Here is a 25,238-nt window from a genome sequence, read left to right on the forward strand (position 1 = left end):
TAAAGGCGGCTCGCGAGACGTGCCGACGCGCGATGCCTTTTGTTTTTCCGAAGCATCGCCTTCGAAAATGCTGGTTCTCAGCCGCGACGACTTTGCGCAAACTTCGGTTCCAGACGGGCCTGTCGTTCAGAACAGGCATCGAGCGATCTCCGTTCCTCTCTCAGGATCCAATACATGTCAGTTGAAGAAATCGATACGCTGGTTATCGGCGCGGGCCAGTCCGGCATTGCGATGAGCGAGCACCTTACGCAGATGAAGGTTCCGCACATCGTTTTGGAGCGCAAACGGGTGGCGGAGCGCTGGCGCTCGGAACGCTGGGATTCGCTGGTCGCCAACGGGCCGGCATGGCACGACCGTTTTCCGGGCCTCGCATTCGACGATGTCGGGCCGGACGTGTTCCCGCCGAAAGAACGCATGGCGAAGTATTTCGAGGACTACGCGACGATGATCGGCGCACCGGTGCGCACCGGCGTCGAGGTGCTGCACGTGAAGCGCAGCGAAAACCGGCCGGGCTTCGTCGTGACGACCTCGCAAGGCGTGATCGAAGCGAAGCGCGTGGTTGCGGCCACCGGCCCGTTCCAGATTCCGCAGTTCCCGAAGATCGTGCCGCCCGAGGCGGGCATTCAGCAACTGCATTCGTCCGCCTACAAGAACCCGCGGCAACTCGCCGAAGGGGCGGTGCTGGTGGTGGGCGGCGGCGCGTCCGGTTCGCAGATCGCCGAGGAATTGCGCGTGGCGGGTAAAAAAGTCTATCTGTCGATCGGCGAACATTACCGGCCGCCGCGTTCGTACCGCAATCGCGACTACGTGTGGTGGCTCGGCGTGCTCGGCAAGTGGGACGAGATCAAGATCAAGCCGAAAAGGAAGCACGTCGCGTTTGCGGTGAGCGGCTACGACGGCGGCAAGACGATGGACTTCCGGCGGCTGGCGAGCCAGGGCATGACGGTGCTCGGCCTGACTCAGGCTTATGAAAACGGCGTGCTGAAAATCGCGAACGATCTGGTGGAAAACGTCGCGGCGGGCGACGAGGCTTATTTCGACGTGCTGCGCGAGGCCGATGCCTATGTCGAGCGCAACGGCATCGATCTGCCGCCGGAACCGGAAGCGTGGAAACTGCTGCCGGACCCCGAGTGCCTCGCGCAGCCGATTCTCGAACTCGATCTCGCGAAGGCCGGCATCACGACCATTGTCTGGGCGACCGGTTTCAGGTTCGATTTCAAATGGCTGGAAGTCGATGCATTCGACGAGAACGGACAACCGTTTCACAAGCGCGGCATTTCGGCGGAGAGCGGCATCTATTTTCTCGGGCTCCCCGAACTGACGAACCGCGCCTCGTCCTTTATTTATGGCTGCTGGCACGACGCGAAATACATTGCCGACCATATCGCCATTCAGCGCAACTACGTGGCCTATGAGAATAGCCGGGACGTGCCCGCGAACGCAGCCGATCATGGATAAACTCACGAGCCGGGCCATTCTGGCGCGGCTGATCGGCTTTGCTACGGTCAGCCGCGACTCCAATCTCCAACTGATCGAATTCATTCAGACGTACCTGAACGGACTCGGCGTGGCGAGCGAACTTTTCTACAACGAAGAGCGCACCAAGGCCAACCTGTTTGCGACGATCGGACCGGCGGGCGACGGCGGCGTGGTGCTGTCCGGGCATACGGACGTCGTGCCGGTGGACGGTCAGAACTGGAGCGTGCCGCCGTTCGAACTCACGGAGCGCGACGGCAAACTGTATGGCCGAGGCGCTGCGGACATGAAAGGCTATCTCGCTTCGGTGCTTGCCGCCGTGCCGCTCTTCGTCAACGGCAATCTGCAACGGCCGGTGCATCTCGCGTTTTCGTACGACGAGGAAATCGGCTGCGTCGGGGTGCGGCCGTTGCTGGCCGAATTGCAGCGGCGTGGCTTGCGTCCGCGCGTCTGCGTGATCGGCGAGCCGACCGGCATGAAGCCGGTGCTCGGCCATAAAGGCAAGCTGGCGATGCGCTGTCGCGTGAAAGGCGCGGCGTGCCACTCGGCGTATGCGCCTTATGGCGTCAACGCGATTCAATACGCGGCGCGACTGATCGGCAAGCTCGACGAAATCGGCGAGCAACTCGCGCAGCCCGAGCATCACGATGCGCGCTTCGACCCGCCGTTCTCGACCGTGCAAACCGGTCTGATCAAGGGTGGCCGGGCGTTGAACATCGTGCCGGCGGAATGCGAATTCGACTTCGAAGTGCGCGCGGTGCCGGGCTTCGACACCGGCGACGTGGCGCGTCAACTCGAAGCGTATGCAACCGGGCATCTGTTGCCGAGAATGCGCGCCGTGCAGGTGGACACCGCTATCAGTCTGGAAGCCCTGAACGCGTACCCGGGGCTTGCGACCGATCCGGCCAGCGACGCCGCGCGGCTCATTGCGACGCTCAGCGGTACGCCTCAAAATGCCGGCGGATTCGGCACGGTCGCGTTCGGCACGGAAGGCGGTCTGTTCGACGCGATCGGGATTCCGGCCGTGGTCTGCGGGCCCGGCAGCATGGACCAGGGCCACAAGCCGGACGAGTTCGTCACGCTGGAACAACTGGCCGCTTGCGACGCGATGATGGCACGGCTCGCCGCACTTCTCGGCAACGAAGCTAGCCGTTGATACGAGGCACGCCGCGCCGCGGCGTCTTCCTTATTTTGCTTTTCTCCGCTCCCTCTTCTTTCTTCCTCGCACACGCTCTCGCTGATTCCAGACACGGAATATCTTAGCGACGACTCAACCCCACTGATAAATACCGTATCGAATGGGGAAATTTCTCAATTTAGGATGAAGTTCATCAGAGCAGAATGCCGCTTCTTTGAAAAGTAATACAGGTCGTCGGGCATGGAGTTGCAGTCTGCTTTGAAAAAGCCGGTCGGGTTGGCGCGCACCGAGATGGAAAGCGTGCTGGCGCGCCTGCTCGACGTCATGCTGATCGCGTTGGGCGCGGCGCTCGCGTCGTGGCTGGTCGCGCCCGGTGCGGAACCCACGGTCGTGCACGGCGCGCTGGTGGCGTTCGACATGGCGCTCGCCATCGTGCTGTTGCCGTGGTTCGGTCTGTACACGTCGTGGCGCGGCCGCTCCACCGGGCGACTGTGCGTGGCCATCGTGCTCGGCTGGATCGCTGTGCAAACACTGGGTCTGGCGCTCATGTTCCTGCTGCACCATAGCGCGTCGTTGTCGCGCCTGTGGTGCAGCAGCTGGACCTTGCTGACCGGCGCTGCGCTCGTCGCCTCCCGTCTGCTCGTGCACCGGGTGCTCGGGCGTCTGCGTCGTGCCGGGCGCAATTTGCGGCGGGTCGCCGTGGTGGGCCGCGGCGCGCATCGCGATAGCGTGCTCGCGCAAATCGCGGCGTCGCCCGATGCGGGTTTTCGCGCAGTTGCGATGTTCAGTCCGCAACAGCGCGAGAGCAGTGACGGCTGCGACCTGCCGTCGTTTCGCCGGCTGCGCGAGTTTGCGGCGTGGGTGCGCCATGAGCAGATCGAAGAAGTCTGGCTCGCGCTGTCGCTGTCGGAAGAAGAACTCGTCTTGCGCGTGCTCGATGAGTTCGGCGGCGACCTCGTCAATCTGCGCTTCATTCCCGATGTGCGCAGCCTCGCCATGTTCGACCGCCACGTGGTCGATCTGCTCGGCGCGCCCGCCATCAACCTGATGGCCTCGCCGATGACGCCGTATGCGCTCGTTCAGAAAGCGCTCTTCGACCGGCTCTTCGCGGTGTTCGTGCTGCTGGCGCTGGCGCCGGTCATGCTGAGTATCGCCGCGGCGGTCAAGCTGAGTTCGCGCGGCCCGGTGCTGTTCACGCAGCGGCGCAAGGGCGCCGACGGCCGGGTCTTTCGCATCTACAAATTTCGCACGATGCGCGTGCATGCGCCGAACCCTGGCGTGATTCGCCAGGCCACGCGCGACGATCCACGGGTGACGCGGGTCGGTGCATTTCTGCGGCGCACGAGTCTGGACGAGTTGCCGCAATTCGTGAACGTGTTGCGCGGCGAGATGTCGGTGGTCGGGCCGCGACCTCATGCGATCGAACACGACGACCAGTATCGAAGCATCGTCGACGGCTACATCCACCGTTATCGCATCAAGCCGGGCATTACCGGTTGGGCGCAGGTCAACGGCTTTCGCGGCGAGACCGACCGGATCGAAAAAATGCAGGGGCGGGTGGAACACGACCTGTACTACCTGAGGAACTGGTCGTTCGGCATGGATATGCAAATCGTCTTCAGGACGGTGATGAAGGGCCTGGTGCATACCAACGCCTATTGATGAAACACGAATCATGTCTGCCCGATGCCGGGCAGCGGCGGCGCTGCGGCCCGCGAGGAACAGGTTGAACACGATGTCAGCGGTAATTCAAACCAGCTTCGGCTGGCGGCTTGGCGCCGCGATGGCGGCAGTTGTTTTGTTGAGCAGTGCGTGCGCGGTCGCGCCGGGTATGCGGATGGAAACCAGGGAAGTGCGCGATGCGACGACGGTCAGCACCGACGTCGCGCTCGCGTTGCAGGCGGGGGCGACGGCCGGAACGCCGGACATCGCCATTACCGAGGTGAATGCCGCGCTGCTGTCGCAACTCGCGCAAAGCCGGCGCCAGCAGCAGTCGCAACTGTCGCAACTGCTGTCCGGCGCGCCGCGTGCGTACACGGTCGGGCCGGGCGACGTGTTGCAGATCGTCGTGTGGGATCACCCGGAACTCGCGGCGGCGCTGGGCTCGTCGCAGACGGCATCGTCGGCGCGCGCGGGCGATCCGCAGGCCGGTTTCGTCGTCGATCAGAACGGCGGGTTGAATTTTCCGTACGCGGGTTCGCTGCACGTCGCCGGATTGCGCACGGACGAGATACAGCAGCATCTGAGCGCCGCGCTCGCCAAGTACTTCGTCAAGCCGCAGGTCACCGTGCGCATGGCGTCCTATCGGGCAAGTCAGGTGTACGTGGATGGCGCTGTGCATACGCCCGGCGCGCTCGCGCTCAACGACGTGCCGATGAGCCTCTACGACGCGCTCTCCCGCGCGGGCGGTTTCAGCGAGACGGCCGACCAGAGCGACCTCGTACTGGTGCGCGACGGCCAGTCGTATCGGGTGAGTCTGACGCAGTTGCTGGCGCAGGGCGTGAGCCCGGCGCGTTTATATCTGCAGGCAGGCGACTGGTTGCGGGTCGCCTCGCGCGACGAAAACGACGTCTACGTGATGGGCGAAGTGAATCGCCCGGTGTCGGCCATTCCACGCAAGACCGGCCGCATTACGCTCGCCGATGCGTTGTCGCAGGCCGGCAGCGTGAACGCCGCGACCGCCGACGCCGCGCAGATGTTCGTGATTCGCGGCTCGCTGAGCGGCTCGCCGGAAGTGTTTCACCTCGACGGCCGCTCGCCGGTCGCGATGCTGCTCGCCAAAGATTTCGAACTGCAGCCAAAAGACGTCGTGTACGTGGACGGCAGCGGGCTGGTCCGCTTCAACCGCGTGCTGAGTCTGTTGATGCCGTTGATCAGCACGGGCTTGACCGCCGGCGTCATCGCGAAGTGATCGCGCGCGTGATGGTGGTGTGCGCGGGCAATATCTGCCGCAGTCCGATGGCGGCGGCGTTGCTCGAGCGGCTTCTGCGCGGCCCTCGCGATGCGGTCGTGGTCGAGTCCGCGGGACTGACCGCGTTGAGCGGCCATGGCGCCGACCCGCATGCGGTCAGCGTGATGAGCGAGCGCGGCGTCGATATTCGCGCGCATCGCGCGCGCCAGCTCGCGTCGTGGATGCTCGCCGGCGCCGATCTCGTACTCGTCATGGATAGCCCGCAAAAGCGCGCGCTGGTGACGCGATTTCCGTCCTTGCTCGGCCGGGTTTATCTGCTCGGCGAGCTGGCTGGCTCGCGAGGCTTGCCGGGCTCTTGCGAACACGGCTTCGATATTCCGGATCCCTACAGAAAGGACCGTGCGTCTTTCGAGCACAGCCTGACGCTCATCGAAGCCGGCGTCGCCGCCTGGGCCGCGCGCATCGCAAGTCTTTCGCGATCCGCAGACGGTGGCAAACCGGTACCCGTATCCGTATCCGCTTCGGCTGACGACGCCACGTCGTCCGGCCTGCTTCTGAACACTTGAATGTCCGCACCATGAAACCGTTGCAACCGTTGTCGCCGCCCGATTCCGAGGCGTTAAACCAGGATGACGAGTTCGATCTGATCGGCCTCTTGGACGTGTTCGTCGAGTACCGCTGGACGATCGTCAAGTTCTGCCTCGCCGGACTGCTGCTCGCGACCGCGTTCGCGTTTCTGCTGCCGCCGCGCTATCAGGCCGATATCTCCGTGCAGGTCGAGGACGGTACCGGCATGGCGGCCACGCAAAGTCTGCTCGGCGATGTGTCGTCGCTGTTCAACTACAACTCGCCGACGTCCGCCGAGCAGCAGATCATGGCCTCGCGACTGGTGGTCACGAGCGTGGTGGACGAATTGCGCAGCTATATCGTCGTGCGTCCGAGCCGGTTTCCGTTGATCGGCGATTTCGTCTCGCGCTTCAACGATTCGATCACGCGTCCCGGGCTTCTCGGCATCGGCGGCTGGACGTGGGGCGCCGAGCGTGCCGACGTGCGGCAGTTCGAGGTGCCGAAGCGCTTCGAAGGCGACCGCTTCACGCTGACGGTGCTCGATGCCGGCCGCTATCGGCTGGCCGGTTGGGATCTGAGCGAGGCCGTCTCTGGACGCGTCGGCGTGACCGAGGTGTTCGCGACGTCGCACGGTCCGGTCAGGCTGCTCGTGCAGTCGCTCGACGCCGCACCGGGCGCCAGGTTCTTGCTGACCCGCAAATCGCGGCTCGACACGATTGTCGACATGCAGAACAGCCTCGATATTCAGGAGAAGATCAAGTCGTCCGGCGTACTAGTCGCCACGCTCAAAGGTACCGATCCGGTCGTGGTGCGCGATCAGTTGCAGGCGGTCGGGCGTTACTACGTCAAGCAGAACATCGAGCGCAAGGCGGCGGACGCTGCGCAGTCGCTGGCGTTTCTCGATACCCAGGTACCGGTGCTCAAACAGCAACGCGAAGACGCGGAAGCCCGCTACACGCAGATGCGTAACCGGCAGGGTGCGATCGATCTGTCCGAAGAAGCGAAAATCGCGCTGCAGCAGACCGCCGAAGCGCGAACCCGCATGCTCGAACTGCAACAGAAGCGCGACGAGTTGACCGCGCGTTTCACGAGTTCGCATCCCGATGTGATCGCGCTCGGTGCGCAGATCGCCACGCTGCGCGCGCAGCAAGGCACGTTCGAGTCGCAGATGAAGCGCCTGCCCGACGTTCAGCAGGACGCCGTGCGTCTGATGCTCGACGTGAAGGTCGATACCGATCTCTACACCGCGCTGCTCAACAACGTGCAGCAGCTGAAACTGGTGAAGGCGGGCAAGACCGGCAGCGTGCGGATCGTCGATACGCCAGTGGTGCCCGAGAGCATCGCGTTTCCGAAGCGGCCGGTGACGATCGCAGTGGGCGCGTTGCTGGGGTTGCTGCTCGGCGTGGCGTTCGCGTTCGTCCATCATTTCCTGTTCGCGGGAATTGCCGAAGCGGATGAAATCGAGCGGCATGTCGGCTTGCATGTGTACGCGACGATTCCCGAATCGCGCGACCAGCGGGCGCTGACCCCCGCCCAGGCCAACGCTGCGCCCGCAGTGCGGCTGCTGGTGCACTCTTCGCCGCGCGATCCGGCGGTCGAAAGTCTGCGCAGCCTGCGCACCGCGCTGCAGTTCGCGATGCTGAACGCACGCAACAATCTGGTGCTCGTGTCGGGACCGACGCCGGGTGTCGGCAAGTCCTTCGTGTCGGCGAACTTCGCGGCCTTGCTGGCGACGGGCGGCAAGCGTGTGCTGATCGTCGACGGCGATCTGCGGCGCGGGTTTCTGCACGACTATTTCGGCCGGCCGCGCGAAGACGGCCTGACCGATGTCATCTCCGGCAAGCGCACGTTCGAGCAGGTCGTGCATCGCGACGTGGTGCCGAATCTCGATCTGCTCGCCACCGGTGAATTGCCGCCGAACGCCGCCGAACTGCTGATGCATGAACGGCTCGGCGAACTGCTTGCGGCCAGCGCGCAACAGTACGACGTCGTGCTGATCGATTCGCCGCCGGTGCTGGTCGTGACCGATGCCGTGGTGCTCGCTGAGCACTGCGAGACCGTGCTGCTGGTCGCGCGTGCGGATCGAACCCGCGTCGCGGAGATGACGGAATCGGCGAAACGCTTCGCCCATACGGGTATCGCGGTAACGGGCGCGCTGCTCAACGGGCTCGATCCGCGCTCGGCGCGTCAGGCGTATAGCCGCAAGAACGGTGGCTATCGCTACGTGCAGTACAGCTACGACGCGATGCAACCGGTGCGGGCGTCGTGGTGGCGCAGGTTGATCGGCATTATCGGGCGGGCGCGATGATGCAGGCTCACGTGACAGACCTGGTTGAAGCCATAGATGGAGTCGCGGAAGCGGCCCCATCTACCGAAGTACCGGCGCTGCGGCCGATGGTGCGGCTCGCGCTCGTGGCCGAGGCGGCGGGCGGCGGCGTCGCCGTGCATCTCGCCGATCTGGTGCGCGGGCTACGCTCGCACGGCGGCTTCGAAATTCATCTGCTGGTCCCGCAAGGCGCGCGCTGCGATGCGTCGATTCTCGACGCGAACGTGCTCGCGCAATGCGACAGCGTTCAGCGTTTGCCGATGCAACGCGCGGTCGGCGCCGCGGACACCGTCGCGTTCGCGCATCTGTTCCGGTGCCTGCAACGGCTCGATCCGGACATCGTGCATAGCCATAGTTCGAAAGCCGGCGCGCTCGCGCGGCTTTGTTTCGGACGCTGGAAGCAGGTCTATACGCCGCATGCGGTCTACACGCTCAATCCGTATCTGCCGCGTGGGCAACGGCGCTTCTATGGGCTGATCGAACGCTGGCTAGGACGTTTGGCAAGCGATCGGCTGATCGCCGTTTCGCTCGACGAGGCGGAGCATCTGCAACACGCGTTGCGGATTCCCGCCGCACGTATCGCGACGATTCTCAACGGCGTACCGGCGCCCGCGCTTTTGCCGCGAGCGCAAGCCCGCGACGAACTCGGCCTGCCGCATGACGCGGTGGTCGTCGGTTTCGTCGGCCGCCTCGACTTCCAGAAAGGCGTCGACCGTCTCGTGCGAATCGCGCGGACTTTGCGCGCGCGCGGGATCGACCACGTCGTGTTCGCCGTCATCGGTCCCGGCGATTTTCAGGCCGCGGCGGGCGTGAGCGAGTCCGCCATTCCCGACAACGTGCGTGTGCTCGGCGCCGTGCCCGACGCGCGCCGCTACTTTTCCGCGTTCGACATTTTTGCGTTGCCGAGCCGCTACGAGGGTTTCCCGTACGTGGTGCTCGAAGCGATGGCCGCGCATGTGCCGATCGTCGCGACGCGTGTGTCCGGCGCGGCGGAATTGATCGCCGCGGAGTCGATCGGGCTGGTGGTGTCGAACCAGGACGACATCACGCCTTTCGCGGATGCGCTCGCCGTGCTCTCGCAAGACCGCCTCGCGCGCGAGCGCATGAGCCGCAACGGCGAACGCGCCGCCGCGCGGTTTTCCGCCGGTGTGATGGTCGAGCGGACCGTCGATCTTTATCACCGTCTTCTCGACGAGGCTCATTCATGCTGCAAATAGTGTCCCGGCCCACCCACGTGGTCTTGCTCCACGCCTACAGTTCGAATAATTCCGGCGACGGGCTGCTGGTCGAACTGTCGATCGACCTGTTCAGGCAGGCGTTCGGCGAGGCGACGCGGGTATCGATCGTCGCCGCCGATCCCGCTTCGTTCGCCGACTACGCCGATGTGCATAGCGCGCCGGTGCTGGCCGAACGCGGCTTGGCCCGGCTCGCGGGCGCGGCGGCTTGCGCGTTGCCCATCGGCCGCGACGGCGGCACGCGTGAGTTGCTGGCTTTGCTCGCTTCGGCCGATCTGGTGGTCGGCGTAGGCGGCGGCTACTTGCGCGCACGCAACGTGATGGAAGCGTTCAAGCTCGAAGCGGGGCACCTGCTGCAGATGCGCGCGGCGTGCCGCGCCGGCAAGCCGACGGTGTATCTGTCGCAAAGCATTGGACCGTCGATGCCGGCCGAGCCGTTGCGCTCGCATCTCAAAGGCATGCTCGCGCGTTTCTCCGCGGTGTTCGTGAGAGACGACCGCTCGCTCGCCTTTCTCGACGGCAATGCCAATACGTACCGCGCGCCCGATCTCGCGGTCATGCAGTTCGAACGACGCAGTGCGCAGATCGTCGCGCGGGCTGCCGTGGCCGGTGCGAACGTCGAGCACGTGGCCTTCGTGTTAAGACGCGCGCCGAGCTGGACGAAGCGTCAACGCGAACGCTACGAAAGCGCCACGCGACGGCTGATCGAGCGTCTGAGCCCATCGTGCCGGATCAGTTTTGCGGTGCAGAGTACCGGGCGCGGGAACGACGACCTCGCTTACTACCGCTCGCTCGGCATCGAAGGCGATCTGCTGTCGCTGAAGGACCTGTTGGAAAACGACAGACCCGATGTGGTCGTGTCGGTGCGCCTGCACGGCGCGCTCGAATCGTTGCTGAGCGGCGTGCCCGCGTATCACCTGAGCTACGAGCGCAAGGGCTTCGGTGCGTACGCCGATCTCGGTCTGAATGGCTTGGGCGGCTTGGGCGGCTGGGTCGCGAACGCGGCCGATTTCGACCCGGAAGCGGTAGCCGCGACGATACTCGGCGCCGACGCCATCCGCGATTTCTGGACGCGTGCCTCGTCGGGCTTCGAAGGTATTCGAGCCGGGCGCGAGCGGATCCTCGCCGCGTTGCGTATCGCGCGAAACGGCTAGCGGGTAGTCATGCAACTGTTCGTTCGCTTCGCGTTGCGGGTCGTTTCGCTTGCGCTGAAATTCGCGCTGACGCTGGTGCTGGCCCGTCAGCTCGGCTTTGCCGCCGTCGCCGATTATGGTCTGGCGCTGGCTGTTTCCGTTATCTCGTCCAAAGTGCTGGGGCTCGGCTTCAGCACGGAGATCAACCGTCGTCTGAGCGCGCCGCAACCTGCGAGTGCGATTCGCGATGCGGGGCGTTTGCTGCTGCTTTACGGCGTGGTTTATGGGGTGCTGGCGCTGCTGGTTTTCATCGTGTATCGAAGCGGCGAGTTTGAATTTTTGCGCCGGATTTTGCCTGCGATGCTAGCGAGCGTCGTGCTGGTGGCGTTCTCCGAACACGCGGCGCTGGAGACGACGGCCTACGTGTTTTCGCTGCATCGTTCGCGGACCGGCGCGCTGTTGCTGTTCATTCGAACCGGCGTGTGGGCCGGCGTCGCGATTCTGGGGCTGTACGCCGGTTGGGTGCAGCGCGTGGAAACGGTGCTGACGCTGTGGTGGGGCGCGAACGTGGTCGCCGTGTGCGTGGCGTATGCGTGCGTGCGGCGCTGCGCGCGTGATGCCGACGCGGCTGGGGTGATCGCGACCGGAAAGAAAGCCGGCAGCATTCGTTCGGTCTGGCTGGACGGTTTGCCGTTTCTCGTCGCGGGCACCGTGCTCGCCGCGTTGCAATATGGCGAGCGGTTTCTCGCGAGCGGTGCGATGTCGGCCGACGCGCTCGGTCGATATGTTTTCGCATGGTCCATCGCCAATGCCATTCAGACTATCGCGTATGTGACCGTGAGCGTGACCGCAGGGCCGCGGCTGGTTCGTGCGTTGAGCGCGTCGTTGCCCCGATCGTTATATCAGCCCCAAACCGATTTCTGGCAGGTGCTTCGAGGCTCGGTCCGTGCAGGCGGCGGGGTGGCGCTCGCGGTGGGCGTCGCCATTCTGCTCGCGCATACGCTGATCTTCCGCGTCGCGCACGAGCCGGCTGGTCCGGCTGAACTGGCGATGCTGTCGACCTTGCTGATATCGTTCGTGCTCCGCTCGGTCGCCGACGTTTTATGGGCGGCGGCGATCGCCTTGCGTCTGGGCAGGCAGGTCGCGATTGCGCTCGGCGGCGTGGTGTTCGTCATGCTGCCGCTCGGGTGGGTGTCGATACAGCAATTCGGCGCAATGGGAGCGGCGCTCGCGCATGTCGGCGCGAGCCTCGGCATCGCGATCGTTCTTGCGATGGTGTTACTGCGCGCTCGCGTGACGCTTGCCGGCGGCGAGGTGTTGCGTGCTTCGTAAGCTGCTCATCGGTGCGCGCCTGAGTCGAGGCGTGGTGCGCGCGGCCGCCGGCCTCGCGATTCTGCTGTATCTGACGGTGTACTGGAAAGCCGGCAGTTTCCTGCCCGAATTCATCTCGCGCGACGCGGAAAAGATCCAGTCGCAGATCGGCGGGTCCAGCACCTATCAGGACACGTCCTTCGACGCGGTCGCGAAGTTCTATGCGTCGCTCGGCGAGATCGGCACGCATCTGTTCGTGATGGCGGTGGGCGCCGCGTTCATCGGGTTGACGCTCGGTTGCTCGCGGCGAGCCGGCGGCTTGCTGCTGAACGCGATGCTCGTCGCGCCGTGCGTGTTCTTCAACCTGTTCGTTGCCAGCAAGGACACGCTGGTCGTGCTGATCTCGATCCTGCTGGTGCTGATTGGCCGGCGCGGTAAAACCGGGCCGACCGTCGTTGCGGCCATTGCGCTCTATGGGGCCTATGCGTTCACCGTGCGGAGCTACTTCGCGTTGATCCTCGTCATCGCGGCGCTAACGTGGATGTTCCGGCTCGGCTCGCTGCGAGTGCGGACCGTGCTGATCGTCGCGCTTCTGCTGGGGTTGTACGTGTTGCCCAACGGCGCGTATTACCTGTTGCTGCATCCACGCGACATGGCAGTCGATTATCTGGTCGCCGGCTCGCCGTATGGCGCGCGGACCGGCTTCTACAATCCGTTCGAACCGGTTTCGTTCACGGCATTCTGTCTCGACTACGGTTACGCATTGCTGAAACTGAACATGCCGGCGCTGTTCTTTCCGGGACCGAAAGAACTGGCAATGTCGGTGTTCGTGTGGATTGTGATCGGCTCGGTCTTCGGTCGCAATCCCGCCGGACCGGGCAGCGCGCAGGCATCCATCACGGATGGCCTGGCGAGTCTGGTGATCGGTCATATCGCGGTGTCGATGCTGTTCGAGCCGGATCTGGGCAGCTATCTACGGCATCTGTCGAGCGTGGTGCTGTTCTGCGCGTGGCGTTTGAACGGTAGCGCGACGCGGCGGACATGAGGGCGGGTCGGCGTGCTCTACGCTGCGTGGTCATGTCGTGCTGTTTGTCAGGCGCAGCGCTGCTGCACGCGTGGGCGCAACCCGTCGCCCCGACCGATCGAACCGCGCCTGCTGTCGGCGTGCAGGTGAAGGTCGAGCGCTTCACGTCAACGGATGCTTTCCGTGTGAAAGCCGCGGGTTTTGTTTTCGTCCGCTTCGGCGTGTGGGTCGATGCGATGAACGGTGCGGCCGGTGCCACCGAGTACCGGCGACGCGTGAGCCGCGCATTCGATGCGGCGCGGCAGGCCGGATTGCCGGTTCTCGTGACCGTGCGCTCGACGTCGCCGCTGGCCCGCGCTGCGTCGCAGGGCGCCGCACGCGACGCGCAATTGCACGACGCCGCCGCTCAGTTGACGCAGGTGGTGAGCGATCTCGTGACGGCGCATCGGCGCGACCTGCTCGCCATCGAGTTATGGAACGAGCCGGATCTGGCGGCCTACTGGCCGACCGGCGCTCTGGAGGCGACGTTTCCGGTTTACATGAACGCGGTCTGTGACGGACTGCAAGGCGTGCGCAAGAGGGTGCCGTTAATCGGCTTCGGATTTTCTCGGGCGCCGGTCGAGGCATCGTCGGCGGATCGTCTTCTGCAAAGTCTGCATGCCCCAGCGTCTTGTGTGGATGCCGTTTCGTATCACGCGTATGGAATGAGCGATCCCCAGATTCGTCGCGCGTCGGCTTATGTTCGCGCACGCTATGGCCTGCCGGCGGTGATGACCGAGTGGGGCGCTTCGTCGGGCGTCGACGTTGGAAGGTCGGTGCAGGCGGCGAGAATCGAATCGTTTCTGGAAAAGCGCGCGTTGCTGGACACGCCGTTGATCTCGCTTTACGAATGGCAGGACACGGCGAGCGGCAAGAATGCGCGTGAGCGCAACTTCGGTTTGCTGGATGCGTCGGGTATCGATAAGCCCGCCATGGGCGCCGTCACGAACGCGATGCGCGACTGCGATCGGCCAGTTTGCACGACCACGCCGCCACGAGCATCAGACAAACCAGCATTTCTCCGGCGATAAACGCGCATACGGTAAACGCGCGATGTCCAATCCGTTGCATGGGGCGAGGCCTGTCAGTTCACGCTACGGATGAAACCCGGATCGCCGATCAACGCTTCGACACTCGACCTGACCGTATCTTCGATCGCGACATTGCTGCTGGTGAACTTGGGCGCTTTGTGCCGCACGGTTCGGGTGGTCGTAAAGACCACCTTGCGGGTCGCCGAATCGGTGACCATGTAGCGCATTTTCAGTGTCCACCAGGTCGGTGAGCGGGCGTCGTCCACCGAGAATTTTTCGATGCTGCCGCTCAATACCTTGCGGCCGTCGTCGAGATGAAACCCCGCCACCCGCAAGCTGCGCGCGACGCTATCGCGCACCGCGCCGTTGATATCGTCCTTGAGAACGATGCCTGTCATCGCGGTGTTCTCGATGCGATTGGCCGACATGTGTCCGTCGCGAGCGGGCAGGTACACGAAATCGCGCGCCGGCGCGACGCTGAGCCAACCGGTGGCATGCGAGGACACCGTGCGCGGCGGGCTGTTCAGACCGAACCACGACCATGAGCAGGCCGACAGCATCAACGGTAGTGCCAGCGTGCCGCAGCCTTTGAGGACGGCGTATTTGAGCGGCAAACGCGTGAGGTTGGGCGAGAGCGGGGCGGGCCGGTGCAGGTTGCGACGCACGGACTCAGCGGGCGTGGTGCTGGGAAATGCCGCGGTGGCGACAGTGACGGCGGTTGCGGCGGTCGAGGTCAGAGCAGTTGCCTTTTTGGATGGGGTCGTGCCGGTGCAGAAACAGCATGGTAACAGCGCCGCGTGACAGCGCATCCAGTAAAAGACCGAAGCAGGAATATGCGCCGCGGACAGCATCGGTCGACGACGGGCCGCTTCAGAAGAAAGCGGCTTTGCCCTGGGTCATATCCACCAGCGCGAGCTGCGCGGGTTCGAGTGCATTGACCGGCAAACGGATCGTGAGCCGCACCAGCATGCCGTAGGCACTCTCGGCGAGCGTATAGGCCTGTGCTTCGATCCAGCGGCGCACTTTGGCTTCGTCGGCGTAACTCACCTCGACGATCAGCGAGACCTGGGCGATGCGTTCCACCCGTGGCGCGTCCAGCAGCGCCGAGGCGATTGCGTCGGTATAGGCGCGCACCAGACCGCCCGCGCCGAGTTTGACGCCGCCGTAATAGCGAACGACCGCGGCGAGTACGCCGTCCAGGTCGTGATGCCGCAGCACTTCCAGAATCGGCCGGCCGGCGGTGCCGGAGGGCTCGCCGTCGTCGGACATGCCGGATTGACCGCCGGCCAGCAGCGCCCAGCACACGTGAGTCGCGCCGGGGTGCGCGTCGCGCAGGCGCTGCAGTTCGGCCATCGCCGCGTCACGATCGGCGACCGGAATCGCGTGAGCGATAAAGCGGCTCTTGCGGATTTCGAGTTCCGCGCTCAGCGCTGTGGGCAGGGTGTAGGTGGGCAAGGCAGGGTTGGCAGTGCTGGCAGAGCGGTGGGAGAACGGGCCGGGCTCAGACGAGCCAGGGTTCGTCATGGTAACGGATCGTATCGGCGGCAGGGCAGCGGGGGCGATCGCGGGACTGTGGCGGGGTCGACGGCCAATCCGGCGTCGCGGCCTGGTCTACAATCGGCGGCTTATTGCGCGCGGCCATGGTGCCGCTTCAGCGCGCCAACGAGGAGACGACATGCTTGATTTCACAACGATAGGAACGTTCGTGGCCGTGGTGTTTGGACTTTTTCTGATTCCTGGCCCGGCCGTGCTGATGGTGTTGACGCGCACCGTGCACGGCGGTCGCAAAGTGGGCATTCTCACCGGTCTCGGCGTGGCGGCGGGTGACTTCGTTCATACGCTGGGTGCTGCGATCGGCCTGTCGGCGCTGCTGATGACCTCCGCGCTCGCCTTCAATGCGGTCAAGATCGTGGGCGCCGCGTATCTCATCTATCTCGGTGTGCGCGCGTTGCGCGAAAAGCCGGCAGCCCGTGCTTCGGGAGAAGCGGTCGGTGCGCAGTCCACGCAAACCGCGCCCGCGCAGCCGCCCGTGTCAGGCACCAAAGCATTTTTACAGGCGATTCCCGCCGAAGTGCTGAACCCCAAAACCGCGCTGTTTTTTCTCGCTTTCCTGCCGCAGTTCGTGCATGCGGACCGTGGGTCTTCGTTTCTGCAGTTCGCCACACTCGGATTGATCTTCGTCGTCATGAGCGCGCTCTACACGACGCTGATCGTGCTGACCATTCGCCCGCTGGGCAGGCTGGTAAAGCGGCTGACGTGGCTGGCGCGGTGGCAGAACAAGATTATCGGCGTGTTGTTTATTTCGCTGGGTTTGCGGGTCGCGACGCAGACGCGGTGACCGGGCGAGGTCGAAGGCAGCCTGTGGCTGGTGCCGGCGCAATGTGCGTTGTCGGCATGTTCCGCAAGGCGCTGGGGACGTCGCCAGGGCGGTATATCTCGGAACGGCAGGGAGGGACGTGAAGCGATTCGTTTCGCCAGCTAAGGCGAACACGACGAACAGGCTGCATCATTCGTCGCCGTGCTGACAGAAGCGGCGACCCGGAATGTGCGCGATAACAGCGAGGGCGATTTCGAGCGGCGTGCTTTCCGCGGGGACCACGCGGCGGCTCGGTTCGGGGGTGTGCTTCATGGTCCATTCGACGAGGCGGTACGAACGCCCCCAGGGCGGCTGCAACGGATCGGAGACTTTGCCCGACTGGATCTGACGAACCCAGTCATTGCCTGGCATCTCGCGCAGATGCTCGAACACCGCTTCTTCAACCATGGTCGAGCTCCTTCTTCGCAAGCGGACGATCCGTCTTGTAGCGCGTCGGCGAGACCCCCAAAAAAAGCGCCGCCGATGTTCTGGCGGCTTAACAGGGGATGTTGTGGACGCATCATTACAGCGAAGAATTAAGCGAGACTTAAAGTCCCGAGCCGAGCCGCGCGTCGCCAGGTAAAGTCGCGCTCGCGCCCTCAAGGGTGCGTAAAAACTGCCGTTATCAGGAGCATCGGGGACACGCCGCCCCCGCACCGTCCTCTGGACCAGCCGACTGATAACGTGACGAATCTCGCTCCCACGCCGCTTTCCGATCGCCTCCGCTCGCTCGTCGATACCGTGCAGCACAACGAGCGCACGCTGCGCCGGTTCCAGAATGTCGAGTTGCGATTGATCGGCGCGCAGGATTTCGCGTCGTTTCTCGATACCTTGTTCAATGTCCTGCCGCAGGAGTTCGCGCTAACCGGCGTGACGCTGTGGCTCGACGAGCGCGCGCCGATGCTGCTCGAACTCCTCGAGCCCGCCGCACTGCGCTCGCTGGACCAGCCGCCGGGCCTCAAGACTTCGCGCGAAGCCGGCGCCGCGGCCAGCCGTCTCTGCGACGACGGCCTGCCGTGGCTCGGCCGTCCGCGCGACTGGGAAGAGAACGCGCGCCACAGCTTTTTCGGCGATGTCGAGTTGCCGGCCAGCGCGATTCTGTTGCCGCTCGTCGCGGGCAATCTGTCGAGCGGCTACCTTTGTCTCGGCAGCGACGACGCCACGCGTTTCGTGCCGGGCATGGCCACGGACATTCTGGAGCGCTTCGCCAGCATCGTGGCCGCGAGTCTGGACAACGTCGCGCATCGCGAGCGGCTGCGGCAACTCGGCATGACGGACTCGCTGACCGGTCTCGCCAATCGCCGCTATTTCGACGAACGGCTGCGCGAAGAGTGCATGCGCGCGGTGCGGTACGCGGCGCCGGTGGCGTGTCTGTTCATCGATATCGACAGCTTCAAGCGGATCAACGATACCTACGGGCATCAGACCGGCGACCGCGCTCTGGCGGCGGTCGCGGCCTGCGTGCGCAAGCAGGTGCGGCTCGGCGATACGGTCGCGCGTTACGGCGGCGAAGAGTTCACCGCGCTGCTGCAGGGCGATCGCGGCGACGCGCTGACGGTGGCGGAACGCGTGCGCCGCGCGGTGGAAAAACTGCAATTGCTCGACGATCGCGGCGAACGCATCGTGCTGACCGTGTCGATCGGCGTGGCGGCGCGCACGGTGGCGGTGCCGCCTGCCGAGGCGCTGGCGTTCGGCCGCACGATGATGGAAGAAGCCGACCGCGCGATGTACCGGGCGAAACACAACGGCCGCAATCGCATCGAGGCGTTGGCGCCCGCTTGAGGGTTGAAGGGTTGGAGGGCTCGAGGGCATGAAGACGCCCCCGCGTCCGTTCAAACCCCCGGCGCGTCCGGCGGTACGCCGAGCAACTGCAGTGCACCGCCGGTCACGCCGCTGAACACCGGCCCCGCCACCGTGCCGCCATAAAATGCCTTGCCCGCCGGGTCGTCGATCATGACGGCGACGATCAGCCGCGGGTCGCTCATCGGCGCCATGCCGACGAACAGCGCGCGATAACGGTTCTTCGCATAGCCCGCGCCGATCTGCTTGCGCGCGGTGCCGGTCTTGCCGCCGATCCGGTATCCCTCCACCGCGGCCGCGCGGCCGGTTCCGCCCACACCCGTGGCCATTTCCAGCATCGAGCGAATGGCGCGCGCGGTCGCGGGCGTGGTGACCTGCTGCTCTGCAATTGGCAAAGGCGCGCCACTGCCGTCGCGCAACAGACTCACGTGATGCATCGTGCCGTCGCCCGCATAAGCGGTATAAACCTGCGCGATCTGCAGCAGCGACGCGGACAGACCGTAGCCATACGCCATGGTCGCCTGTTCGATGGGACGCCAGCGTTTGAAAGGGCGCACCTTGCCGGACGCCACGCCGGGAAACGTCAGGTCCGGCCGCAAGCCGAGCCCGTATTCCTGATACTTGTTCCAGATGGTTTCCGCCGGCAGGTTCAGCGCGAGTTTGGCGAGCGCGATATTGCTCGATTTCTGCACGGCTTCGGCCACCGTCATCGCGCCGTGATTCGACGTGTCGTGAATCACGGCGGGCCCGATTTTGTACCAGCCGGGCGCGGTGTCGACGATGCTTTGCGGCCGCACCTTCCCTTCGTCGATCGACAGGGCGACCACCACCGGTTTGATCGTCGAGCCGGGTTCGAAGGTGTCGACCACCGCGCGATTGCGCAGTTGCCGCCCGGTCAGCCGGGCGCGGTCGTTGGGATCGAAGCTCGGATAGTTGGCCAGCGCGAGAATCTCGCCGTTGCGCGCGTCGAGCACGACCACGCTGCCGGCTTCGGCCCGATGCGTGGCAATCGCCGTCTTGAGTTGCGCGTAAGCGAGTTGCTGGATGCGCCGGTCGATTGTCAGGTGGATGGTGTCGCCGTTGCGGGCCGGCACCAGCGGCCGCGTCTCCGAGACCACGCGGCCGAGGCGGTCGCGGATCACTTCGCGCTGGCCCGGCACGCCCAGCAACTGCTCGTTGACGGCGAGTTCAATGCCTTCCTGGCCGTTGTCCTCGATATCGGTAAAGCCCACCACATGAGCCGCCGATTCGCCTTCGGGATAGAAGCGCTTCGAATCGGCGATCTGCGTGATGCCGGCGAGCCCGAGTTTGCCGAGATGGCCGGCGGTATCGGCATCGACCTGGCGTTTGAGCAGTACGAAGGTTTTGTCTCCATTCAGACGTCGGCGCAGTTCCACGAGCGGCAGGTCGAGAAGCGTCGAGAGCGGCGGCAACGCGGCTTCGTCGAGCAGTTTCGGATTGGCCCAGATTTCGTAAGTGGCGAGACTCACGGCGAGCATCGAGCCGTTGCGATCGACGATGCGTCCGCGTGTCGCATCGAGTTCGAGGGTGCGCTGATAGCGTTTTTGTCCCTGATCGACGTAGAAGTTCTGGTTCACCACCTGCACCCAGAAGGCGCGGCCCGCCAGCGTGGCGAACGCGCTGAAGATCAGCAGCACGACCAGCTTCGAGCGCCACATGGGCAGCCGCGCGGCGAGCAGCGGATGGCTTGCCGCGGCGTAGGAGTCGGATGGCCGGGAAGTCTTTTTCTGAGGCATGGATTGGGTGCTGGCTGTTTTTTGTAATGCGAACGTAATCTTTGCCGGCGATTTGTGCAAGGGGAGATTGCCGGCGGCTGATTACCGAAGACGGCCGCGAGCGCGGGCGGCGTTATGCCTGGTGCTCGCGGGCCTGCTCCGTCAGCCATTGCTCGAAGGCCTGCACGGCGGCATCGTCGGCGCGGGCGGCGTTGACGATCAGCGTGTAGTCGGCGGCGCGCCACGCCGGTGCGGCGAGCGGGCACACCAGCCGGCCGGCGGCGAGTTCGCGTCCGATCAGCGGCAGAGAAGCGAGCGTCACGCCGAGCCCTTCGACGGCGGCGGCCAGTTGCAGATACACATGATCGAATTCCATCTGGCCGCTGCCGCGCAGATCGGCCGCGCCGGCTTCGCGCAGCCAATGCGACCAGGCGCTGCGCGTGCTGGCGGAATGCAGCAGGGTGTGCTGACGCAGATCTTCGACCCGCTCTATGGGATACCGACGCAACAGCGCGGGGCTGCAAGCGGGCACGCGCAGGTCGGGCATCAACGCGCGCGGCGCGAGGCCCGCGCCCTGTTCGTCGCCGGAGCGCACGCCGATGTCGAAGGCGTCGCCGATATAGCGCAGCTTGCGCGAGGTGGTCGACACGCGCACGTCGATGTCCGGGTAGCGCGCCTGGAAGTCGGCGAGACGCGGCAACAGCCAGCACAAAGCGAAGCTCGCCATCACGTTCACGCGCACGGTGCCCGCGATGCGATGCGCGATGTCGTCGCGGCGTACTCTCGCCGCCGCGCCGGTTAGTCGTTCGAAGGCGGAGCTCACGTCGTTGAGCAGCGCGGCGCCTTCGTCGGTGAGCACGACGCCGCGCGCGCGGCGCTCGAACAGCGGCGTGCCGAACCAGTCTTCCAGCAGCCGGATCTGCTTGCCGACCGCCCAATGCGTGACATGCAGATCGACTGCGGCCGCCGCGAAACTCGCATGCCGCGCGACGGCTTCGAAATGGCGGAGCGCATTGAGCGGCGGGAGCTTGTCAGGCGTTTTTTCGGGGCTCGCGGCCTGCAGGGTAACGGGAGTTTTTTTCTTCACCGACGGGGGAATTGGCCAAGCCATGTTTGGGAAAGGGAGGGTTTGATTTTATCGAGCCGTGACTTTATCTCCCTGCTAGCGGGATATTAACTCTGTTGAGCCGGGCCGTTGTCCGACCATAAAATCGACATCCCGGATGCACTGCAGCATCCGTTACCCAAGGACTCGATGCGCTTCGATTTTTTCTACCGGTGCTTCAAGGTCGTGCCATGACCGGCTATCTGCTGGTACTGCTCGTCGGCATCCTTGCCGGCACGCTCAGCGGCATCGTCGGCACCGGTTCGTCGATGATGCTGATGCCGATCCTCGTTGTCTCCTTTGGGCCGAAACTCGCTGTCCCGATCATGGCCATCGGCGCGGTGATGGGCAATCTCGGCAAGGTCTTCGCGTGGTGGCGCGAGATCGACTGGAAAGCGTGCGGCGCGTACGCCGTCACGGCCGTCCCCGGCGCGGTGCTGGGCGTGCATACCCTGCTGGCGCTGCCCGCGCACTTCGTCGATATCGCACTGGGCGTCTTCTTCATCGCGATGGTGCCGACCCGCCGTTGCCTCACGCGGCACGCCGTGAAGATCACGCTCTGGCAACTGGCGGTAATCGGCGGGCCAGTGGGATTTCTCACCGGCATCGTCGTATCGACCGGGCCGTTGACCGTTCCCGTGTTCACCTCGTATGGACTCGAGCGCGGCGCGTTTCTCGCGACAGAGGCGGCCGGTTCGCTCGCCGTGTACGCCGGCAAGATCGCCGCGTTCAGGCAGTTCGGCGCGCTGCCGCCGAGCGTGGTGCTGAAAGGCGCGATCGTCGGCGCATCGCTCATGACGGGTTCGTTCTTCGCGCGGTCGCTAGTGATCCGCATGAAGCCGGCGACTTTCAGACTGCTGGTGGACGGACTGCTGCTGACATCGGGCGCTTCGCTTTTGTGGGCGGCGACGGGGCAGTGAAAAACCCCAAATCTACACACATTGCCAAAAAACACAAAAAAACAGCAAACCCGCATTAAATGCAAAAAAACACCACATTCGGTGGGTTAGCCAAAACAAAAGCGCGAAACTGGGGCGGAAACCCGAATAAATAGAAATTCCGCTATAGTCGCCCTTTTCAGTCGCCAACCGGGTGCGTCGCGTCGCGAAGCCCGGTCTCAGGAGCCAGAACAATGAACGCTCGCGAACCCGCTTTCGCCACCACTTCACGCAGCGCGCGCTTGCGTCAGATGCTGCTCAGCAACGAACTCGAATTCCTGATGGAGGCGCACAACGGCCTCTCCGCCCGTATCGTGCGGGAAGCCGGTTTCAAGGCCATCTGGGGTTCCGGTCTCGCCATCTCGGCGCAGTACGGCGTGCGCGACAACAACGAAGCCAGTTGGACCCAGGTCGTCGACACGCTCGAATTCATGGCCGACGCCAGCGACCTGCCCATCCTGCTCGACGGCGATACCGGCTACGGCAACTTCAACAATGTGCGCCGGCTCGTGCGCAAGCTCGAACAACGCGGCATTGCCGGCGTCTGCATCGAAGACAAGCAGTTCCCGAAGACCAATAGCTTCATCAACGGCGAAGCGCAGCCGCTCGCCGATATGGACGAGTTCTGCGGCAAGATCAAGGCCGGCAAGGACTCGCAGTCGGATGAGAATTTTTCGATCGTCGCGCGCGTCGAAGCGCTGATCGCCGGCTGGGGCATGGACGAAGCGCTGCGTCGCGCGGAAGCCTACCGCCAGGCCGGCGCGGATGCGATCCTGATCCACAGCAAACTGTCGCGTCCCGACGAAATTCTCGAGTTCGCGCGCGAGTGGGCGGGCCGCGGTCCGCTCGTCATCGTGCCGACCAAGTACTACAGCACGCCCACCGAAGTGTTCCGCGAAGCCGGTATCAGCGCGGTGATCTGGGCGAATCATCTGGTGCGCGCGGCGACCTCGGCCATGCAGGCCGTCGCCAGGGAAATCCACACGAACCAGACGCTCGTCAACGTCGAAGACAGCATCGCGGCGGTCAACGAAATTTTCCGCCTGCAGGACGCGGACGAGTACTCGGAAGCCGAAGACCGCTATCTGTCGAGCGGGCGCGCGGCAAGCGGCGCGGTGGTGCTCGCGGCGAGCCGCGGCAAGGGTCTCGAAGCGGTCACCGAAGACCGTCCCAAGGTCATGCTGCCGATCGCCGGCAAGCCGCTGCTGCGCTGGCTGGTCGATGCGTTCAAGAAGCAGGGCGTCAACGACATCACGGTGGTCGGCGGCTATCGCGCCGATGCGATCGACACGGCCGGCATCAAGCTGGTCGTCAACGAGCGTCATGCGCAAACCGGCGAGCTGGCCTCGCTCGCCTGCGCGACGTCGAAACTGGCGGGCGACACGGTTGTCTCGTACGGCGACCTGCTGTTCCGCAGCTATATCCTGCGCGATCTGGTCGAGAGCGAAGCGGACTTCAGCGTGGTGGTCGATTCGTCGCTGACCGATGCGGAAAACGCCAGCGTGCGCGATTTCGCATGGTGTTCGTCGGCAGACGATCGCGGTCTGTTCGGCAACAAGGTCACGCTGCGTCACGTGTCGAGCGGCGCGGCAGCATCGGCGGCCGGCGTGTCGGCGAGCATTGCTGCGCAAACACCGCACGGTCGCTGGGTCGGTCTGCTGAACGTGCGCGGCGCGGGTCGCGAGCGCCTGCAGGCGGTGCTGGCGCAGTTGCAGACGCGCCCCGATTTCGATTCGCTCGACATGCCCGCGCTGCTGAACGCGCTGATCGAAGCAGGTGAATCGATCGAAGTGCAATACGTGCACGGCCATTGGCGCGGCGTGAACGATCTCGACGACTTCCGTCGCGCCGGCGACTTCGCGCATGCGCAAGCGCCGTTCGCCGTCACTGCGGGTGACACGGCGGGCAAGACCGATGCGGCGAGCGGAGCCGCACGATGATCGAGGCAGCCCAGTTCGTCGAGGCGGCGCGCGAGCGCGGCTTCGACTGGTACGCGGGCGTGCCGTGTTCGTACCTGACGCCGTTCATCAATTACGTGCTGCAGGACGAGTCGCTGCACTACGTGTCGGCGGCCAACGAGGGCGACGCGGTCGCGCTGATCGCGGGCGTCACGTTGGGCGCGCAGAACGGCCGCCGCGGCATCACGATGATGCAGAACTCGGGGCTCGGCAACGCGGTGAGTCCGCTCACCTCGCTCACGTGGACCTTCCGTTTGCCGCAACTGCTGATCGTCACGTGGCGCGGTCAGCCCGGCGTCGCCGACGAACCGCAGCATGCGTTGATGGGCCCGGTTACGCCCGCGATGCTCGACACCATGGAAATTCCCTGGGAAACCTTTCCGACCGAAGCCGACGCGATCGGCCCGGCGCTGGATCGGGCCATCGCGCATATGGACACGACGGGTCGTCCTTACGCGCTGGTCATGCAGAAGGGCAGTGTGGCGCCGTACGAGTTGAAGACGGGCGAGGTTGCCGCGCGCCGTGCGCCGGCTGCGCCGGTTTCGAAGTACAGAAACGTCGCCGCGAATGAACTGGCATCGCGCCACGACGCGTTGAAAACAGTCGTCGCGCACACGCCGCTGGACTCGACGGTGGTGCTCGCCTCGACGGGCTTCTGCGGTCGCGAACTGTACGCCATCGACGACCGGCCGAACCAGTTGTACATGGTCGGCTCGATGGGCTGCGTGACGCCGTTCGCGCTGGGTCTCGCGCTCGCGCGTCCCGATCTGCACGTGGTCGCGCTCGATGGCGACGGCGCCGCGCTGATGCGCATGGGGGCATTCGCAACCCTCGGCGCGTACGGTCCGCCGAATCTCACGCACGTGCTGCTCGATAACGGCGCGCACGACTCGACCGGCGGTCAGGCGACCGTCTCCGCGCAGGTGTCGTTTGCCGGCGTCGCGGCGGCGTGCGGCTATGCGTCGGCGCTCGAAAGCGACGATCCCGGCGTGCTCGACCGCGTGTTCGACTCACGCGAAACCACGCGGCTCGACGGCCCGCGCTTCGTGCGCCTCGCGATCCGGCGCGGTACGCCCGACGGCTTGCCGCGTCCCACCATCACCCCGCCCGATGTGAAGACGCGCCTGATGCGCCACATCGGCGCTGCCTGAGGA

21 protein-coding genes are annotated in these 25,238 nt (G+C 64.9%); 16 read left to right on the plus strand and 5 right to left on the minus strand.

Going from position 1 to position 25,238, the window contains the following annotated elements; translation table 11 throughout:
- The first annotated feature begins 174 nt into the window (after positions 1-174).
- The 11 genes from FQ746_RS29380 (at position 175) to FQ746_RS29430 (ending at position 14,191) form a co-directional block, all read left to right on the plus strand.
- Positions 175-1,458 (plus strand): flavin-containing monooxygenase, encoded by a 1,284-nt coding sequence (locus FQ746_RS29380; RefSeq protein ID WP_144113297.1) that lies wholly within the window; start codon positions 175-177, stop codon positions 1,456-1,458.
- The gene (gene argE / locus FQ746_RS29385) at positions 1,451-2,632 is read left to right on the plus strand and encodes an acetylornithine deacetylase (RefSeq protein ID WP_144113298.1); all 1,182 of its coding nucleotides are present in this window, start codon (positions 1,451-1,453) and stop codon (positions 2,630-2,632) included. The genes FQ746_RS29380 and argE overlap by 8 nt, the downstream gene beginning before the upstream one ends.
- 222 nt (positions 2,633-2,854) lie before the next feature.
- Positions 2,855-4,276: an undecaprenyl-phosphate glucose phosphotransferase gene (locus FQ746_RS29390; protein WP_144113299.1), complete on the plus strand. Its 1,422-nt coding sequence runs from the start codon at positions 2,855-2,857 to the stop codon at positions 4,274-4,276.
- A 73-nt stretch (positions 4,277-4,349) separates the two neighbouring features.
- Positions 4,350-5,525, plus strand: a complete 1,176-nt coding sequence (locus FQ746_RS29395; protein ID WP_260854206.1) for a polysaccharide biosynthesis/export family protein — start codon at positions 4,350-4,352, stop codon at positions 5,523-5,525.
- Entirely contained in the window at positions 5,522-6,091 is a 570-nt protein-coding gene (locus FQ746_RS29400) for a low molecular weight protein-tyrosine-phosphatase (RefSeq protein WP_144113300.1), read from the plus strand. The genes FQ746_RS29395 and FQ746_RS29400 overlap by 4 nt, the downstream gene beginning before the upstream one ends.
- 11 nt (positions 6,092-6,102) lie before the next feature.
- Positions 6,103-8,400 carry a polysaccharide biosynthesis tyrosine autokinase gene (locus FQ746_RS29405; RefSeq protein WP_144113301.1) on the plus strand — a complete coding sequence of 766 codons (2,298 nt, stop codon included), beginning with the start codon at positions 6,103-6,105 and terminating at the stop codon, positions 8,398-8,400.
- A gap of 11 nt (positions 8,401-8,411) precedes the next feature.
- Positions 8,412-9,635, plus strand: a complete 1,224-nt coding sequence (locus FQ746_RS29410; RefSeq protein ID WP_260854207.1) for a glycosyltransferase — start codon at positions 8,412-8,414, stop codon at positions 9,633-9,635.
- Positions 9,623-10,807 (plus strand): polysaccharide pyruvyl transferase family protein, encoded by a 1,185-nt coding sequence (locus FQ746_RS29415; protein ID WP_313955586.1) that lies wholly within the window; start codon positions 9,623-9,625, stop codon positions 10,805-10,807. Before FQ746_RS29410 ends, FQ746_RS29415 begins: the two co-directional genes overlap by 13 nt.
- 9 nt (positions 10,808-10,816) lie before the next feature.
- Positions 10,817-12,118 carry a lipopolysaccharide biosynthesis protein gene (locus tag FQ746_RS29420; protein WP_144113303.1) on the plus strand — a complete coding sequence of 434 codons (1,302 nt, stop codon included), beginning with the start codon at positions 10,817-10,819 and terminating at the stop codon, positions 12,116-12,118.
- Complete coding sequence (locus FQ746_RS29425; protein ID WP_144113304.1) at positions 12,108-13,142, plus strand: hypothetical protein; 1,035 nt, start codon at positions 12,108-12,110, stop codon at positions 13,140-13,142. The genes FQ746_RS29420 and FQ746_RS29425 overlap by 11 nt, the downstream gene beginning before the upstream one ends.
- A gap of 32 nt (positions 13,143-13,174) precedes the next feature.
- Positions 13,175-14,191 carry a beta-xylosidase gene (locus tag FQ746_RS29430; protein ID WP_144113305.1) on the plus strand — a complete coding sequence of 339 codons (1,017 nt, stop codon included), beginning with the start codon at positions 13,175-13,177 and terminating at the stop codon, positions 14,189-14,191.
- 53 nt (positions 14,192-14,244) lie between these two features.
- Here FQ746_RS29430 and FQ746_RS29435 read toward each other — a convergent pair whose 3' ends face one another.
- On the minus strand, positions 14,245-14,751 hold the full coding sequence (locus FQ746_RS29435) for a hypothetical protein (protein WP_186310877.1): 507 nt from the start codon (positions 14,749-14,751) through the stop codon (positions 14,245-14,247).
- A gap of 310 nt (positions 14,752-15,061) precedes the next feature.
- On the minus strand, positions 15,062-15,715 hold the full coding sequence (locus FQ746_RS29440; protein WP_260854208.1) for an IMPACT family protein: 654 nt from the start codon (positions 15,713-15,715) through the stop codon (positions 15,062-15,064).
- 151 nt (positions 15,716-15,866) lie between these two features.
- Here FQ746_RS29440 and FQ746_RS29445 point away from each other — a divergent pair, with 151 nt between their 5' ends.
- Positions 15,867-16,529, plus strand: a complete 663-nt coding sequence (locus FQ746_RS29445) for a LysE family translocator (RefSeq protein WP_144113306.1) — start codon at positions 15,867-15,869, stop codon at positions 16,527-16,529.
- Between the two features lie 168 nt (positions 16,530-16,697).
- Here the strand turns inward: FQ746_RS29445 and FQ746_RS29450 are convergent, their stop codons facing one another.
- A complete protein-coding gene (locus tag FQ746_RS29450; protein ID WP_144113307.1) occupies positions 16,698-16,955 on the minus strand; it encodes a DUF2866 domain-containing protein in 258 nt (85 codons plus the stop codon).
- A gap of 276 nt (positions 16,956-17,231) precedes the next feature.
- On the opposite strand from FQ746_RS29450, the gene FQ746_RS29455 reads away from it, so the two are divergent.
- Entirely contained in the window at positions 17,232-18,329 is a 1,098-nt protein-coding gene (locus tag FQ746_RS29455) for a sensor domain-containing diguanylate cyclase (protein WP_144113308.1), read from the plus strand.
- Between the two features lie 50 nt (positions 18,330-18,379).
- Here the strand turns inward: FQ746_RS29455 and FQ746_RS29460 are convergent, their stop codons facing one another.
- Positions 18,380-20,104 (minus strand): peptidoglycan D,D-transpeptidase FtsI family protein, encoded by a 1,725-nt coding sequence (locus FQ746_RS29460; protein ID WP_144113309.1) that lies wholly within the window; start codon positions 20,102-20,104, stop codon positions 18,380-18,382.
- A gap of 112 nt (positions 20,105-20,216) precedes the next feature.
- Entirely contained in the window at positions 20,217-21,170 is a 954-nt protein-coding gene (gcvA, locus tag FQ746_RS29465) for a transcriptional regulator GcvA (RefSeq protein WP_260854209.1), read from the minus strand.
- Positions 21,171-21,379: 209 nt separating this feature from the next.
- Between gcvA and FQ746_RS29470 the strand changes: the two genes are divergently transcribed.
- From FQ746_RS29470 to aepY, 3 genes are all read left to right on the plus strand, one after another.
- A complete protein-coding gene (locus FQ746_RS29470; RefSeq protein ID WP_144113311.1) occupies positions 21,380-22,108 on the plus strand; it encodes a sulfite exporter TauE/SafE family protein in 729 nt (242 codons plus the stop codon).
- Between the two features lie 212 nt (positions 22,109-22,320).
- Positions 22,321-24,066 carry a phosphoenolpyruvate mutase gene (gene aepX, locus FQ746_RS29475; RefSeq protein ID WP_144113312.1) on the plus strand — a complete coding sequence of 582 codons (1,746 nt, stop codon included), beginning with the start codon at positions 22,321-22,323 and terminating at the stop codon, positions 24,064-24,066.
- Entirely contained in the window at positions 24,063-25,235 is a 1,173-nt protein-coding gene (gene aepY / locus FQ746_RS29480) for a phosphonopyruvate decarboxylase (protein WP_144113313.1), read from the plus strand. Before aepX ends, aepY begins: the two co-directional genes overlap by 4 nt.
- The last annotated feature ends 3 nt before the right edge of the window (positions 25,236-25,238 follow it).

Source organism: Paraburkholderia sp. BCC1886, assembly GCF_900996245.1.
GTDB lineage: Bacteria > Pseudomonadota > Gammaproteobacteria > Burkholderiales > Burkholderiaceae > Paraburkholderia.

Bases quoted from the DNA above. Each gene is read 5' to 3' on its own strand.
- FQ746_RS29445 (WP_144113306.1), top strand. From the start codon at position 15,867: ATGCTTGATTTCACAACGATAGGAACGTTCGTGGCCGTGGTGTTTGGA.
- FQ746_RS29415 (WP_313955586.1), top strand. From the start codon at position 9,623: ATGCTGCAAATAGTGTCCCGGCCCACCCACGTGGTCTTGCTCCACGCC.
- FQ746_RS29395 (WP_260854206.1), top strand. From the start codon at position 4,350: ATGTCAGCGGTAATTCAAACCAGCTTCGGCTGGCGGCTTGGCGCCGCG.
- FQ746_RS29435 (WP_186310877.1), bottom strand. From the start codon at position 14,751: ATGCTGTCGGCCTGCTCATGGTCGTGGTTCGGTCTGAACAGCCCGCCG.
- FQ746_RS29470 (WP_144113311.1), top strand. From the start codon at position 21,380: ATGACCGGCTATCTGCTGGTACTGCTCGTCGGCATCCTTGCCGGCACG.
- aepY (WP_144113313.1), top strand. From the start codon at position 24,063: ATGATCGAGGCAGCCCAGTTCGTCGAGGCGGCGCGCGAGCGCGGCTTC.
- aepX (WP_144113312.1), top strand. From the start codon at position 22,321: ATGAACGCTCGCGAACCCGCTTTCGCCACCACTTCACGCAGCGCGCGC.
- FQ746_RS29405 (WP_144113301.1), top strand. From the start codon at position 6,103: ATGAAACCGTTGCAACCGTTGTCGCCGCCCGATTCCGAGGCGTTAAAC.
- FQ746_RS29450 (WP_144113307.1), bottom strand. From the start codon at position 16,955: ATGGTTGAAGAAGCGGTGTTCGAGCATCTGCGCGAGATGCCAGGCAAT.
- FQ746_RS29380 (WP_144113297.1), top strand. From the start codon at position 175: ATGTCAGTTGAAGAAATCGATACGCTGGTTATCGGCGCGGGCCAGTCC.
- FQ746_RS29430 (WP_144113305.1), top strand. From the start codon at position 13,175: ATGTCGTGCTGTTTGTCAGGCGCAGCGCTGCTGCACGCGTGGGCGCAA.
- argE (WP_144113298.1), top strand. From the start codon at position 1,451: ATGGATAAACTCACGAGCCGGGCCATTCTGGCGCGGCTGATCGGCTTT.
- FQ746_RS29460 (WP_144113309.1), bottom strand. From the start codon at position 20,104: ATGCCTCAGAAAAAGACTTCCCGGCCATCCGACTCCTACGCCGCGGCA.
- FQ746_RS29440 (WP_260854208.1), bottom strand. From the start codon at position 15,715: ATGACGAACCCTGGCTCGTCTGAGCCCGGCCCGTTCTCCCACCGCTCT.
- FQ746_RS29420 (WP_144113303.1), top strand. From the start codon at position 10,817: ATGCAACTGTTCGTTCGCTTCGCGTTGCGGGTCGTTTCGCTTGCGCTG.
- FQ746_RS29390 (WP_144113299.1), top strand. From the start codon at position 2,855: ATGGAGTTGCAGTCTGCTTTGAAAAAGCCGGTCGGGTTGGCGCGCACC.